This is a genomic window from Streptomyces solicamelliae (assembly GCF_045348655.1).
Lineage (GTDB): Bacteria > Actinomycetota > Actinomycetes > Streptomycetales > Streptomycetaceae > Streptomyces > Streptomyces solicamelliae.
Genome location: NZ_CP160404.1, coordinates 77368 through 91242, shown reverse-complemented (window position 1 = coordinate 91242; position 13875 = coordinate 77368). Strand labels below are relative to the sequence as shown.

The window sequence follows — 13875 nt, the reverse complement described above, 5'->3', positions numbered from 1 at the left end:
CGATCCGGGATCGGCAACGGGGCGCCGTCCAGTTTGGCCACCGTCGAGGGGCCGGCAGCGGCTGAGGAGCTGGCGCCCGCCCGGGTGACGGGCCGGTCAGCCGGTGAGGGGTTCCAGTGCGAAGCGGCCGATCGCCACGAAGGCGGTCAGGGCAAGGTAGGCCCCGTCACCCAGCGCTGCTTTGGTCTCGCCACGGCGGATCCGCAAGATCATGGCGCCGGTCATGATCAGGGCCAGGCCACTGGCCGCCAGCGGTACCAGTATCGGCGCGATGCCGAGCAAGGCAGGCAGGACCAGGCCCACGGCACCAAGGATCTCCAGTGCTCCGATGGCCTTGAGGGTGCCGGGCTTGAAGTCGAGGACCCATCGGGTGGCGTCGGCCATCGCGGCCATCTTCTCCCGTGGGACGAACAGCTTCCCGAAGCCGGAGAACAGGTAGACGGCGGTCAGCAGGCCGGTGATGATCCACAGTGCGGTGTTCATGAGTCCTGTCCTTGGCGCTATGTCTGGGGGTGGCGGCCGCGGGCGGACCCGGGGTCCCGGGTCCGCCTGAGAGCCTGAGGGGGGAACGTCCGCGTCAGCCGAACTGTCCGGGCTGGTACTCGCCGCCGGGCGTCCGGGTGATCACGTTCAGCCGGTTGAAGGCGTTGATCACGCAGATCAGGGCCACCAGGGCCATGAGCTGGTCCTCGTCGTAGTGCTTCGCCGCGTTCGCCCACGCCTCATCGGTGACGCCGCTGGAGTCGGCTAGGCGCGTGCCCTGCTCGGTGAGTTCCAGCGCCGCCCGCTCCGCGTCGGTGTAGACGGTCGTCTCCCGCCATGCCCCGACCAGGTTGATCCGCACCATGCTCTCGCCGGCGGCTGCGGCGTCCTTGGTGTGCATGTCGAGGCAGCCGCCGCAGCCGTTGATCTGGCTGGCGCGGATCTTCACCAGCTCCTGCACCGCCTTCGGAAGCGCCGAGTCGGTGATGGCCTTGTTCGACGAGATGATGTACTTGGCCCACTTCGCCCCGACCTCGTTGTGCATGGGGTTGATCCGGGTTTCCATCTCGGTCTCCTTCGTCTTCGGTTGCTTGCACCACTACGACGAAGCGCCCCGCCAAGACGTAACAACCCCATGCGCTCGACGTCTCGACGTGAGCTACTCGGGTCGCGTGGGTAGACCCATGGTGTCGAGGCGCTTGCGGTCGCTCACGGTCAAGAGCTCGACGATCCGGCCGTCGACCACGGTGCATGCCACCACACCCAGCACCTTGCCGTTCGCACCCCAAGCCACGAACCCGGGCTCGCCGTTGACCAGGACCGGGAGCACCGAGGTCATAGACCGGGCGCCGCGCAGGATCGGTTCGGCCACCTCGGCCGCGCCGACCGTGGTCATCACGCCCTGCGGGTGGTACGTGCGCCAAGTCACCTTCGGATCGAGCAGCTGAACGAGCCCTTCGAAGTCCCCGTTCCGCGCCGCGGCAAGAAATGCGCCGACCACTGCGCGCTGCCGCCGCGGCTCCTCCTCCGGCAGCGATGTGCCCTGCACCTTCCGGCGGGCCCGGCTGGCGAGCATCTTGGTCGCGTCGGTGGACCGGCCGATGATCTCGCCGATCTCGGCGAAGGGCACCGCGAACATGTCATGCAGTACGAACGCCAGCCGCTCGGTGGGCGTGAGGGTGTCGAGCACCACCAGCAGGGCCAGCCCGATCGATTCGGCGAGCACCACGTCGTCCTCGGGTGCCGCCCCGCCGTCCACGGTCACCACCAACTCGGGCAGCCGGTCCTCGTACGACAGCTCGGCCCGGGTCTTGCGCGAGCGCAGCACGTCGATGCAGACCCGGCCGACCACGGTGGTCAGCCAGCCGGCCAGGTTGTCGATCGCGGCCGTGTCCTGTCGCGCCAGCCGGATCCACGCCTCCTGCACCGCGTCCTCGGCATCCCCCCGCGACCCGAGCATCCGGTACGCGACCGCCACCAGGCGCTCACGCTGCAGTTCGAAGGCTCCCGCCAGTACTTCGTGCGGACCTGATCCGGTCATGTCGTTACCTTCCTTGCGCGAACTCCGTCATGGCCATGACGGTTCCGAAGGCACCGAGGTAACCGTTCGGTGTGCATCCCGAGGGAAGCACAGCGGCGGCGACCGGTGATCAACAGGTGCCACCGCCGTCCTTCTGCTCGTCGGCGTTGTGGCGGACGCACTCGTCCTGAGCCCGGCAGGTGTGCTGCCGGGGCTCGTTCAGCGGCGGTTGTCCCCAGGAGTGAGCAGGCTGGTGAGCTCGGCGATCGCGTCCGGGGACGGCTTGAAGTAGCGGCGGACGTTCTCCGGCTTCTTGTGCCGGGACTTGGCCATCAGCATCAGCAGGGAGGCGCCCTGCTCGCCGAGGTGGGTCAGGGAGGAGTGGCGGTACTCGTGCAGATCCCAGCCGGTGCCCGGCCCGCGTACAGCCGGGCCAGAGCGTGCTGGGCCCCGCGGCAGCCCAGCCAGCGCGATCATTCACATCGGTCACGGCTGCCGCCAAGCTGGGGTTCGACAGTCCATGAGCGTGATCCGCTCCGGGCCGGCGGACTCGTTCGCCATGGTGGCGGGGAGCGCGACCGAGGCGGTCCAGTTGGCGCAGGAACACAGTTCCTTCGTGGTGTGCCGTCAGGCTCGTGGGGCAGGCGTGGTGGGGGTGGGCACCAATGAGATGCCCACGGCGGGGGCCGGTGTCCCGTGAAACGTCCTCCGCCTTTCCGCGATCGCCCAGGAGGTACGAGCATGTCGCAGGTCAAGGAGTCCATCGAGGTCGACGTGCCGGTCCGCACCGCCTATGACCAGTGGACTCAGTTCGAGTCGTTCCCGGAGTTCATGGACGGTGTGGAGCGGATCGAGCAGCGCACGGACACGATGACGCACTGGGTGACGAAGATCGCCGGGATGGAGCGGGAGTTCGACGCGGAGATCACTGAGCAGGTCCCGGACAAGCGGGTCGCCTGGGTGACCGTCGGCGGCGACACCGAGCAGTCCGGCCTGGTGACGTTCCGCAAGATCGACCCGTCCCACACCGAGGTGACGCTGATGATGGACTTCGACCCCGAGGGGATGGCGGAAACCATCGGGGACAAGCTCGGATTCGTCGACCGGCAGGTCAAGGGCGACCTGAGGCGGTTCAAGCACTTCATCGAGGAGCGCGGCGAAGCCACCGGAGAGTGGCGGGGCCGGGTCTGAACCGACGCACCCGCCGCTCCTGCCCGCGCGAGACAGACGGTGGAGTCCACCGAGACGGTTCAGACGATGTCGGCGTCAGCCTCGGCTGCTGCCAGAACTGCGGCGACGATGCGTTCCCAGCTGCCATCCACGGCCTACCTGATCAGGCGCTTGTGGGCGGTCTGGAACGAGCCGAGTTCGTCCGGTAGGTCCCGCCAGGGCGAGCAGTGCGGTACTTCCACGCGATGGCCTCCATGGTCGGGTGGTCGGCCCATCGCCGACCTCGGACCGGATCGGCCGGCATCAGCGGTTCGATCCGGTCCCACATCGCACCAGTGATCACAAAGCGGACGGACACATCCGATCAACTGGCCAACCGATCAAAGAGACACGCTCTAGTTCGGGAGTGCAGCAGACCGGTCTCCTATACTCCCGCCGCGTAGCCGCCCGGTGTGCAGGGCCTGGCTCGGTGAGCCCTGCACAGCCGACGTCATGCCAACTTCTCGCCCCCGGCAGAGGGGTGGTGCGGGAGGTCCCGCAGGCGGGTCAGGACGGCACGGCAGGTGCGCTGGAACTCCAGGTCGCGGGTGACTCCCCATCCCCAGGGATCTCCGCCGCGCCGTGGCTGTGCCATCGCGGCCTCGATTTGGGGCAGTGCGGGGTGTGCGGCCGGTCCCATGCGGTTGAGGCAGGCGACGACGTCGCGTGCGGTGGAGTCGTTGTACTTCCAGGCGTTCAGGAGCGCTGGCACGGCGGTGTCGGTCTCGTCGGTGCCGGCTATGTCCCACAGGGCTGACGCGACGTGGACGAGGGTCCACGAGTCATTCAGCACGGCCGAACCGTTCTCCTCGTTGTGCGCGTTCTGCTCGACCTGCCCGTTCAGGATCTGCCGCAGGCGCGGTAGTACGGCTGCGGCAGGTGGCCCGATCCGGCCGGCGAGGCCGATCGCGTCGAAGTTCCGGTGGTCATCGAGGAGGCGTTCCAGCAGCGGCATGACGTTCTCGGGGCGGCGTTCGAGTTCCCAGACTGCGCCCGCCGCGGCAGTGCGGACAGAGACGTTGTTCGCGTCGGTGAGAGGCCGGACCGAATCGAGGGTGGATGCGGCGCGGGTACCGAACGACGCGATCGCCTTCAAGACCGGCTGTACGGTGGGCCATTGCTTGTGCCGGACGGCGGCTTGGACCGTCTCTGCGAGTGCGGGCACAGCCGCCGCATCACCGAGAGCGGCAAGGGCGGAGGCGAGAGTCGTTGGGCCGACATCGGGCCACTCCCGGGAGTGGTCGACGTCGGCGAGGCGGCTTACGAGCCGGGGCGTGAGGTCCGCGGCGCACTGGGGCAGGTGGCCCACCACGTTCATGGCGCGCCAGGCGTCGGTGTCGGTGTCCAGCGCGGTCAGCAGACTGGGCAGCGCCCGCTCGTCCCCGAGACCGGCCAGCGCCACGACGGCCTGCTGGTGGGCACGGCGCAGAACGCGGTGCGGACTCGCCCACGCATCGGGCCGGTGCGTGGTGCGCTGGTCGGTGACGTAGACGGCGAGGGCCTCGCGAGCCGGCTCGGCGAGGGCGGCCAGGGACCCGAGCGCCTCGGCCGCGGCCGCAGCAGTGTAGGAGTCGTCCGGCAGCAGGCAGTCGCCGATGAGCCGTGCCAGACGGGTGTGATCACCCCGATAGGAAGTGATCAGACCGCGTGCCATGTCGATGGCGTCGTACCGGGTGCCCGGGTCCGGGCTGCACAACTGCTCGGCGAGCAGAGCCGTCCGGTCCTCGACGCGCACGCCCAGAGCTTCGTGGAAAGCCACCAGCAAAGGGGTGGTGGGGGCGTGGACGCGCCCGTGCCGCTCGAGGTCGGCGAAAGCGGCCGCGATATGTGCGGGGACGTTCGGGTCGGGTTCTGCCTCGTCCTCGCACACACACGGGCCTGAAGGGCCCCGGTCTCCCCGCGCCTGGTCCGGTTCGGGCGGGGGTGCGGGTGTGACCTGGCGGAGCAGTTCGATCGCGGTCGGCACCGTCAGGTCGTCGATGGACTCGGGAGCGCAGCGGGCCCGGTGGACAAGCGCCGCCAGACGGGTGTCCGGATCGGCCGTACCGCTGTCGGCCAACGCGTCCAGCCACGTCCGCGCCGGCGCAGCGACCGCAGGCAGACGGAGCGCCAGGTCGGCCATCGTCCGCACCACCAGCACACGCTCAAGGATCCCGCTCTCTTCCAAGAGACGGTCCCGCAGGAGCGCCACCGCCCGTTCGGCATCGTCCAGGAAGAGCCCCAGGCCCTCGACTGCCGCCCCGCGCACTCGTGGATCCGCATCACAGGCGTAGGCGACGAACGTTTCACCGCGCTCGCGCATCACGGCTGTGGCGTCCGTCCAGGCCGTCGACTCCTCACCGTCGGGGCCGTAGACGATGCCGTCGCCGTGGAAGTCCGCGCGATCGACGGCTTCACGGCCGATGCTGAGCAGTAGCGCGACCACCGATGCACGGTCGGGCGTGGCACGGTCGTCGGCCATGGCGAACAGGAACGGCAGGCTGGCTACCGTGCACGGATACACATCCCCCTGGTGGTGCACTGAGCTGTAGAAGCTGCTGAAAGCCTTCTTCCGGACCTCGGGGTCGGGCGAGGCCATGTCCCGCAACCACACGGGAATGTCCCCGGCCGGCCCGTAGGCATGCCCCATGGCTGCCCAGTCGATGCATTCCACGTCGTCGATCATGAACAGCACTATGCCGGGCGGCACTGACACGCCCGACAGCCCTGACCACAACGCTCGTCCCACGACAAGCACAGAGCCAACACGTGGACGCCGCCCCGAGGGAATACCGCTCATTTCGAATGACGCAACCTGCCGACTGGCGCCTCCGCCTGGACCCACACGCTGCGGGAGGCGTACGCCAACGACCAGGACGCCCACACGAGCTGGGTGGCGGTCACCGCCCGGCAGCAACCGCTCGAAGGCCGACCAGGACCCGGCCCAGTGGATCCCGCCGCTGCCCGACGCGCACACCATCCCGGACGAGGCCGACCAGGCACGCTGCCGCCGGAAGCGAGGCTCTCACGGTGGCCGACCACCGCATTTCGACTCGATCGACTACCGCAAGCGTCACGCGGTCGAGTGCGGAATCAACCGACTCCAGCGCCACCGAGGCGTGGCCACCCGCTACGACAAGCTCGGGCCCCCTTTTGGAGCCACTTCCCTTGTCGCGACCATCAACGAGTGGCTGTGATCAGCACACGTCGCTACAGCTCGTAGTCCTGGGCCAGCTCTTCCCAACGAACGCTGCGAAGCGCAAGATCGGCATCCTCACCCGCCGGTACCTCCGGTGCCGGCTGGAACCAGGCGACGACGAGGGTGGAACCATCCCTTGCCGAGTCGAGCGCCGAGGAGTCGAAGACACCGACGCAGAACACTGAGGGCAGCACCTCAACGGGACCGAAGGCGCCAGCGGTCTCATCCGGGTACTCGCGGGAGGGCGGAACAAGATGGACCGGCGTGGAAGGAAACGCGCGTTCGGCCTGCCGCTGGAGCCAACTGACCTTCAGGTCGTTGATGCGCTTGCACGGGTAGCCCTCCAGCATCCCCCCGTAGGTCGAAGACATCCGTAGCTCGGTGAGCCGGATCGAACGACCGGACGAGAGGACTATGTGACCGAGTGACATGCCGACACTCTATGCACACGGTTCACTTCCGGTACACGGCGTAGGCCGGAGCGGCATCGGTACGGCCGCCGGAGCCGAGAGCGCGGCGGGTACTCGGCGGCGCTGCGCGCTGGGTGCCGAGCACGCCGGGGTTGCGCAGCTCGTCGAGGTCGGGGAGGCGGACGCCGGGGAGCGCGTCGAGGAGGTCCGCCTGGGCGGCACGGATGTGGGCGGGATTCTCCGGTCCGGTTCCGAGGGAGCGGCGAACGGTGACGCCGATCATCGTACGACCCGGGCCGGGAACGAGCTCGCCCGCTCGATGGGGCGGTCCGGGGCGCCGGTGCGACGCCTTGGGTGGCGTGGAAACAGCCGTGTACGGGTGGCCCAAGCCCCGGCCCGCGCGCCCAGGCCCTCGCAGCGCCCGCTCCTCCATCAGGCAGGTGCGAGGTCGTCGACGAGACGGACCCGGAAGTGGCCGCGCTGCGGCGCCACCGGTAGCCGCCCGGCTCCCAGATCCGTCATCAGCGCGGTGGGATCGGTGCGGAGCCCCACGGTGCAGGGCGAGCCGTCCAGTCGCGCACGGAGAAGGCCGCGGTCGAGCTCGACGACGTCCGACAGCCACGGTACGCGCGGCCGCGCCTCCAGCAGGTGGTCCGCGAACGCGAAGGCCTCCTCGGAGGCGAAGAGGCGCGGCGGGCAGGCTCGCATGTAGGCACCGAGCAGCTCGCCCACACCGTCCGGGCCCAGCGTCAGGAACAGCAGCCGCATCGTGTACCGGAGCGTGCCCGTGAGTGCGCTGCCCCTGAACTCGGCGACGAGGCCCCGGAGCAGCCCGATTGCCGGGTCGGCTGCCAGCTCCCGGGCCAGCGGTGTGGTTCCGGGATCGCGGCCGACGGCCAGGCTGCCGAGCGCCAGCTCCCAGTCGCAGGGAGCGGTCGTCACCTCGCCTGCTGCGTGGGGTACCGCCATCGTGTGCGGCGGCGACAGCGGGGGAAGAGGGGCTGGCTGGGGCCACATCTCCTTCACCGCCACGAGAAGTTCGCGGACCGCGCCCGCATCGAGACCCGGTACGGCCGACGGCGTCACCTCGAACAGGACCGCGCGCAGAGCCGGCAGCCGGGGCAGGACCCGGTCGGCGAGCGCGAGCAGGTCGTCGTCGGGGAGCCCGGAGTGGGCATCCAGCCAGTACCCGCGGTACTCGAAGCCGCCCGCCAGGTGCACCTCCCACACCCGGTCGAGGGGCAGGCCGGCCAGCAGATCGTCCACGTTGCCGCGGCCGTTGCGTTCGTTGGCCAGGACGTTGTGCAGATCCAGGAGCAGACCGCAGCCGCTCTCCTCGGCGACCCGCCGGACGAACGCGCCGTCGGACAGGTCGCCTGGCCGCGGCCGGAGATAGTTCGCGCCGATCTCCACGGCGAGGGGCACCGGAAGCGCATCGGCCATGGCGCGGACGGACCGGGCGGCCGCGTGGGCGCCCGCCGCCGTCTGACAGGGCGGCAGCATGAACCCGGTGTGGAACGACCCGGTCCGGTCGGCTGCCCGGTTGAAGGCCAAGTGCTCGCTGACCCACGGCGAGCGCAGTCTCCCGGCAAGCTCGCCGAAGAGCTGCGTGTGCCGCGGGTCGGGCAGGCAGCAGCCGCCCACCGGGTTGCCGACCCCGTGCAACAGCCGCGCTCCGGGCAGATCCGAAAGCCGTCCCAACACGTCCTCGTCGACCTGGATCCCGCCATCGCCCCGTACGCGCCAGAGGCTCTGCGGTTCGATCTCGACGACGTCGAGCAGGTCGGCAACCTCAGCGAGGATCCTGTCGAGACCGGGTACGTATGTGAGCCCCACCCCAAGCCGCGTCATGGCGTGCGGTGGATCAGCCGGCCAACGGACCGGCGACCACTGACTGGACCTGGCCCTCAGGATTCACCACGAAGTCGCGGGCGATGGTGATGCGGAGGTCCCGCCCGGAGTGACACGTGGGGCACCCCAGCTGCGTCATCACGTCCTTGATCACACCGTGCATCTTGTCCAGGTCGTTGGCCACGGACATCGGCACCGTGACATTGATCGCCGCCAGCCACGGGTCCGGCAGCGGTCCAGCCATCGGGTTGTTCGGCATACGAGTCTTCCTCTCGGACTAGGTGTTTCCTGCGCGGCCGCCCTCGTCGGCTGGACGGCCGCGCAGCATCATGCAGGGACGCCCCGACACCCCACGAGGAGGCGCGCACGGGCACCCGGGTGACCCGCCGGAGCCGAGCCCGACACCGGTTCTCACGAAGTCGTGTTCGGCCGGCGGGGGAGTGCACCGCCCTCTGCACCGGCCTCTACGAGGACAGCCCGCCGGGGCCGGCGGTGAGGACGCTGCCGCGGACGGTGGTGTCGCCGCCGTCCGCCATGTCCGCCCACGACAGGAACACGCTGCCCGGATTGCCGTTGCCGAACACGGCCGCGGCGCTCAGGTGGAAGCGATTGCCGTTGGTGCCGGAGCTGGCCTGGACCCGGGGCCCGATCTCGAGCTCGGTGTCCGAGCAGAGCTGTGCCATCACGGTCGGAACGGTTTGGAAGGTGTCCGCGCTCTTCTCTACCCAGGCGAGGACGAAGCGACCGCCCGGCAGCGCCGTCAGCGCCGGAGAGGTCCGGTGGAAGTGCTTGGGCGAGCCTGCGGAGGCACTGAGGAGGACGCTTCCGTTTCCCGCCGGGTCGATGACACTGGCCACGGCGGTGGTCTGCAGGACGCCGAGGTCGCTCTGTACCGTCGACTTGATGTGTGCGGCGACGAAGCGCCCGTTGTCGAGGGCCGTCAGCGCGCTCCGCCCCGTGAAGCCACTGACGTTGGGACGCATCTCGCCGGTCCGGGGTGTGCCGTCGAATTCGAACACGCGGTAGACGAGCCCGCCGCCGCCCACCGGCTCGCCGTTCGTCCAGGCGACGACGTAGTCCCCGTTGCTCAGCAGCGTCACGGCGGCGTTGCGGTGGAAGGCCGCGGTGGTGTTCACGGCGATCTCGGGGCCCGTCTTCTGCCCCTCGGGAGAGAATCGCTGCGCGCGGATGCGCTTCTGCTCCCCGGCGCCCGTCCAGGTGACCAGGCAGCCGCCGTCGACCATACGGGTGACCGTCGGCGGGAACTGGGCGTCGATGGAGTCGGTACTGACCTGGACGTGCGGGCCGGAGGGCTGCCCGTTGAAGAACCGCCGCAGCACCACGACGGGGGTCGGCGGGGGCAGGTTGAAGGGTTGCTCGATCCACGCCGCGAAGGTGTTCATGCCGACGGAGTCCAGGAAGGGCCACTGTCGGTTCGTATTGTCGTTGAGTGGGGTCGCCTCGCTTGCAAGGAACTCCGTACCGACCTTCGCTCCTGCGGCGTCGACCCGCTGCCCCTTGATGCCGGCGTCCGAGTCGTCCGCCCAGAGCGCCGTGAACAGGGCGTTGCTGTTCAGCGCGTCGGCGCAGGGCTGCGACTGGCCCCCGACGACGGACGTGTTCACGATGAAGTCACCCATGATCCTTCTCCCATGTTCCAGCGCCCTCGCGCTGCCGACGCGGCCTTGCCCAGCACCGCTCCGCCGCTCTGGCCCGCAATCCGACCGCGGCCTACCAGGGGTGATGCCTCCGCCCGCCGATCGAGGTGGGAAGCCGGGCCCGTGAAACGTTCAGCACGGGCTCGCTCGGCCGGGTTCTCCGCGGGCGTCGTCGCCCCCTGGCCTGGATCAATCTGCCGACCTCGGTGCACTGGCGGAGGTTTCCACGCAGGTCGTTTCACTCCACCGGCGGAGCGAACCTGCTGAAGAAACGATCAGTTCACGCCTCCGCCCGGACTCGCCGTCGCCGATTCGGAGTTCGCAGAGCACGGACCGGCACACTGTCGCGCGCGGTCGGCGTGCCGGTCTCGTTCCCGTGCGGCGGATCGCTGTCTTTGCGTTCCCGGGGCTCAGCGCCCCCGCGAAGAGAGGGACTTCTATGAGACGAACCGGGAAGCGGCTGCGCGCCATCGCCGCCATGGCGGGACTGGCTCTTCTGCCGGCTTTTCTGCCGGCTCAAGCCCAGGCCGCGGGCACCCGACCGTTCTCCGTCACCATCACCCACATCGGGTGCGTCGATCCGTGCTCGTCCGAGGGGCTCGAAGCCGCGTTGGAGGGCCACCCCGACTTCTACGCGAAGGTGTTCATCAACGGGGTCGAGCACAGCACGCCCCGGGTCGACAACGTCTCCGGCGTCGACCCGGACTGGGTCATCTCCACGGAGCTGCCCGACACCCTCGAGGATGTCCCCGTCGGGATCCAGATCTGGGACTACGACAACACCTCGGGCGACGACCTGGGCGACGCCAGCCCGCACGACGACGACAACAACCTCGACTTCACCGTCTCCTACGCCGACGGTAAGTGGCGCGACGCCGGTGCTGACAAGACCGACGACGTGAACTGGCCGCAGTCCTGTTCGTCGGGCGACGGCGACGAGGGGAGCGAGGACGACGGACCCTCCGTCCAGGTCTGCTTCGATGTCAGCACGACCTCCACGAGAGGTGATGCGGACGGCGACGGACTGCTCGACGGCTGGGAGCGCAACGGGTACAACGCAGACGGCGACGGCGACATCGATGTGGACCTGCCTGCGATGGGAGCCAAAGCCGACCACAAGGACGTCTTCGTCGAGCTGGACTGGCAGGCGGGGCGCGAGCCCACCCGCGCGGGCATCCAGGCGATGAAGAAGGCGTACGCCGCGGCGCCGCCCGATGCAGGCTCAGCCGCGTCGAGCAGGCGGGCCGACAACGGCGGTGTCGGTGTGGACGCACCCCCGAACCCCGACGGCGTACCGGGCATCAATCTCCATGTCGACACCGGCAACCTGGTCGACCCGATGGGCCGTGAGGGCGGGCCCGTCGGCACCTGCTCCGACGGGATCGACAACGGTGGGGACGGGCTGAAGGACGGCAACGATCCCACGTGCAACAGGCAGGGGCCTCCTCCCCGCGTGCCGGTCGACTACCTCGACGCGAGCGTCGAGAACCCGCAGCCGACCAACTGCACGGACAACATGGACAACGACGGCGACGGCATCACCGACGAAGACGACACCGACTGCCTCGTCGGCGACGACCTCGGTGATGGCGGGGACATCCTCGCTCGCGGTGCGTGCGGCCTCGACGCTGCCTTCTACGCCACCAAGGCCTCTAAGTTCGACGGGAACCGGCGCAAGGTCTTCCATTACGGGCAGCTCCTCGAGCTGCCTGGTGTGGCCACATGCCCGGATCAGGTCGGTGGCCAGGGCGAGCTCGGGGGCAACGACTTCGCCGTCTTCAGCCCCGAGGCCGGCACGATCATGCATGAGCTCGGGCACAACCTGAACCTGCGTCACGGCGGGCACGAGGAAGAACCCAACTGCAAGCCGAACTACGTGAGCGTCCTGAACTACGACCATCAGATCGGCATCCCCCGTGTCGGCGGCGGCGCCATCCTCGACTACTCGCCGCCCAGGACCACCGACGGCGAGCGCGGACGCGCCCCGCTGCCCGAGCTCCGGGAAGACGCCCTCACCGAACCGACCATCCTCGACGCGACCGACTCCGTGAACCGGTTCCAATTCACCAACCGCAAGGGCATGAAGGTCCCGAACGACCTCGACATCAGCCCGGACTGGGACGGTGACGGCGACAGGACCGGCCCGGTGCTCCCCACGAACATCAACGACGCCGGCCTGCGCGGTCCCAGCAAGTGCACCAACAGCTCCACCAACGAGACGATGTCGGGCTCTGACGACTGGACCTCCGTCTCATTGCCGTTCCGTCAGTTCGGCGAGTCCGCGGACGCCGCAATCAACCGGGAGACCGCAGACGTCCCCACCTACAGCGAACTCCTCGCCATGCACGAGGAGGCGAACACCACCGACGTCGGCGTTACCGTCACCGACAACCCCGACCCCGTCGCGGCCGGCAGGGACATCGTCTACACCGCCGTCGTCACCAATCACGGCTTCAGGCCGGCCGCCGCGGTGACCCTGGTCGACACCCTGCCGTCGCAGGTCTCCTACGTCAGCGACGACGCGGCATGCCACGCGTCCGGTGCGACGGTGACCTGCGGCGTCGGCGACCTCCTGCCCGGAGCCTCCCGCACCGTCACGATCACCGCCCATGTGCCGGCGGATCTCGTGTACAACGCCGGCGGCCCGGTCACCCTCACCAACCGGGCGGTGGTGGACAACCTCATGGGCCCCGACCCGGTGGCGGACAACGACACCGCCGCTACCGACACCAGGGTGGTCGCCATCGCCGACCTCGCCGTCCCGTCCTTCGCCCCCACCACACCGCCCACTCAGGTGATCATCGGGCAGACCCTCGACGTCACGCTGCACGGCACCGTGGCGAACAACGGGCCGTCCAGCCCGATGGACGCCGTACTGGCCACCGCCGCCACGGCCGACCCGGGCGCCACGGTCGTGCCCTCCTCGTCGACGCGGACCATCTCCGCACTCGCGACCGGGACGCCGCAGTCCTTCGACAGCGTCTTCACCATCGGCTGCTCCCAGCCCGGATTCCACACCTACCGTTTCACCGCTTCCATCACGCCGGCTCGACCGGACGACTCCGACCCCGTCGAAGCGAACAACCACCGGCCGGCCGAGTTCACCCTCGACTGCGTCGTGCCGGTCGCCATCAACATCAAGCCGGGGGCCAACCCGAACTCCGTCAACATCCCCGCCGACACCGTCCCCGTCGGCGTCCTCACCACCAGGGCCGGCGAATACGCGCTCCCACTGGACTTCAACGCCACCACCATCCAACCCCTGACGGTTCGCTTCGGCCCCCGCACCGCCGTCTACGGCGGCACGGGCGGCAGCACGGAAGCACACAACATGGGCCACATCGAGAACGTGGTCGAGCGCACCACTACCCTGGTCGAGCGGGTCAGGGACAGAGACCTGGACATGATGCTCCACTTCGCCTCGGCGACCTCCGGTCTCCAGCGGCCGGACACCGAGGCCTGTGCGAAGGGATCGTTCACCGACGGAGCCACCGGGCGGACCTTCCGCTTCTTCGGTTGCGACGTCATCAGGGTGGTGCAGTCGTGAACGGCCCACCCGGACCGCAC

11 protein-coding genes and 3 pseudogenes are annotated in these 13875 nt (G+C 69.3%); 3 read left to right on the top strand and 11 right to left on the bottom strand.

Annotation, left to right across the window (positions count from 1 at the left end):
* Positions 1-96: 96 nt before the first annotated feature.
* The 4 genes and pseudogenes from ABZO31_RS00435 to ABZO31_RS00420 form a co-directional block, all read right to left on the bottom strand.
* Complete coding sequence (locus ABZO31_RS00435; RefSeq protein WP_406858786.1) at positions 97-483, bottom strand: DoxX family protein; 387 nt, start codon at positions 481-483, stop codon at positions 97-99.
* 94 nt (positions 484-577) lie between these two features.
* Complete coding sequence (locus ABZO31_RS00430; protein WP_406858785.1) at positions 578-1048, bottom strand: carboxymuconolactone decarboxylase family protein; 471 nt, start codon at positions 1046-1048, stop codon at positions 578-580.
* 93 nt (positions 1049-1141) lie between these two features.
* Positions 1142-2023 (bottom strand): sigma-70 family RNA polymerase sigma factor, encoded by an 882-nt coding sequence (locus tag ABZO31_RS00425; RefSeq protein ID WP_406858784.1) that lies wholly within the window; start codon positions 2021-2023, stop codon positions 1142-1144.
* 198 nt (positions 2024-2221) lie between these two features.
* A pseudogene (locus ABZO31_RS00420) lies at positions 2222-2470 on the bottom strand (site-specific integrase); the annotation flags it as partial.
* Positions 2471-2743: 273 nt separating this feature from the next.
* Between ABZO31_RS00420 and ABZO31_RS00415 the strand changes: the two are divergent.
* Positions 2744-3193 carry an SRPBCC family protein gene (locus ABZO31_RS00415; RefSeq protein WP_406858783.1) on the top strand — a complete coding sequence of 150 codons (450 nt, stop codon included), beginning with the start codon at positions 2744-2746 and terminating at the stop codon, positions 3191-3193.
* A 62-nt stretch (positions 3194-3255) separates the two neighbouring features.
* Here ABZO31_RS00415 and ABZO31_RS00410 read toward each other — a convergent pair.
* A pseudogene (locus tag ABZO31_RS00410) lies at positions 3256-3530 on the bottom strand (transposase); the annotation flags it as partial.
* A gap of 132 nt (positions 3531-3662) precedes the next feature.
* Complete coding sequence (locus ABZO31_RS00405) at positions 3663-5876, bottom strand: HEAT repeat domain-containing protein (protein ID WP_406858782.1); 2214 nt, start codon at positions 5874-5876, stop codon at positions 3663-3665.
* 135 nt (positions 5877-6011) lie between these two features.
* Here ABZO31_RS00405 and ABZO31_RS00400 point away from each other — a divergent pair.
* Positions 6012-6165: pseudogene (locus ABZO31_RS00400) on the top strand (HNH endonuclease); the annotation flags it as partial.
* A gap of 235 nt (positions 6166-6400) precedes the next feature.
* Here ABZO31_RS00400 and ABZO31_RS00395 read toward each other — a convergent pair.
* The 5 genes from ABZO31_RS00395 to ABZO31_RS00375 all read right to left on the bottom strand — a co-directional run bounded on the left by ABZO31_RS00395 (position 6401) and on the right by ABZO31_RS00375 (position 10290).
* Positions 6401-6820: a hypothetical protein gene (locus ABZO31_RS00395; RefSeq protein WP_406858781.1), complete on the bottom strand. Its 420-nt coding sequence runs from the start codon at positions 6818-6820 to the stop codon at positions 6401-6403.
* 22 nt (positions 6821-6842) lie between these two features.
* A complete protein-coding gene (locus ABZO31_RS00390; protein ID WP_406858780.1) occupies positions 6843-7082 on the bottom strand; it encodes a hypothetical protein in 240 nt (79 codons plus the stop codon).
* 149 nt (positions 7083-7231) lie between these two features.
* Positions 7232-8635, bottom strand: a complete 1404-nt coding sequence (locus tag ABZO31_RS00385) for a DUF692 domain-containing protein (protein ID WP_406858779.1) — start codon at positions 8633-8635, stop codon at positions 7232-7234.
* A gap of 28 nt (positions 8636-8663) precedes the next feature.
* A complete protein-coding gene (locus ABZO31_RS00380; RefSeq protein ID WP_406858778.1) occupies positions 8664-8909 on the bottom strand; it encodes a hypothetical protein in 246 nt (81 codons plus the stop codon).
* Positions 8910-9114: 205 nt separating this feature from the next.
* A complete protein-coding gene (locus ABZO31_RS00375; RefSeq protein WP_406858777.1) occupies positions 9115-10290 on the bottom strand; it encodes a hypothetical protein in 1176 nt (391 codons plus the stop codon).
* A gap of 457 nt (positions 10291-10747) precedes the next feature.
* Between ABZO31_RS00375 and ABZO31_RS00370 the strand changes: the two genes are divergently transcribed.
* Positions 10748-13855 carry a hypothetical protein gene (locus tag ABZO31_RS00370; RefSeq protein ID WP_406858776.1) on the top strand — a complete coding sequence of 1036 codons (3108 nt, stop codon included), beginning with the start codon at positions 10748-10750 and terminating at the stop codon, positions 13853-13855.
* The last annotated feature ends 20 nt before the right edge of the window (positions 13856-13875 follow it).

Bases quoted from the DNA above. Each gene is read 5' to 3' on its own strand.
- ABZO31_RS00435 (WP_406858786.1), bottom strand. From the start codon at position 483: ATGAACACCGCACTGTGGATCATCACCGGCCTGCTGACCGCCGTCTAC.
- ABZO31_RS00430 (WP_406858785.1), bottom strand. From the start codon at position 1,048: ATGGAAACCCGGATCAACCCCATGCACAACGAGGTCGGGGCGAAGTGG.
- ABZO31_RS00425 (WP_406858784.1), bottom strand. From the start codon at position 2,023: ATGACCGGATCAGGTCCGCACGAAGTACTGGCGGGAGCCTTCGAACTG.
- ABZO31_RS00415 (WP_406858783.1), top strand. From the start codon at position 2,744: ATGTCGCAGGTCAAGGAGTCCATCGAGGTCGACGTGCCGGTCCGCACC.
- ABZO31_RS00405 (WP_406858782.1), bottom strand. From the start codon at position 5,876: ATGATCGACGACGTGGAATGCATCGACTGGGCAGCCATGGGGCATGCC.
- ABZO31_RS00395 (WP_406858781.1), bottom strand. From the start codon at position 6,820: ATGTCACTCGGTCACATAGTCCTCTCGTCCGGTCGTTCGATCCGGCTC.
- ABZO31_RS00390 (WP_406858780.1), bottom strand. From the start codon at position 7,082: ATGATCGGCGTCACCGTTCGCCGCTCCCTCGGAACCGGACCGGAGAAT.
- ABZO31_RS00380 (WP_406858778.1), bottom strand. From the start codon at position 8,909: ATGCCGAACAACCCGATGGCTGGACCGCTGCCGGACCCGTGGCTGGCG.
- ABZO31_RS00375 (WP_406858777.1), bottom strand. From the start codon at position 10,290: ATGGGTGACTTCATCGTGAACACGTCCGTCGTCGGGGGCCAGTCGCAG.
- ABZO31_RS00370 (WP_406858776.1), top strand. From the start codon at position 10,748: ATGAGACGAACCGGGAAGCGGCTGCGCGCCATCGCCGCCATGGCGGGA.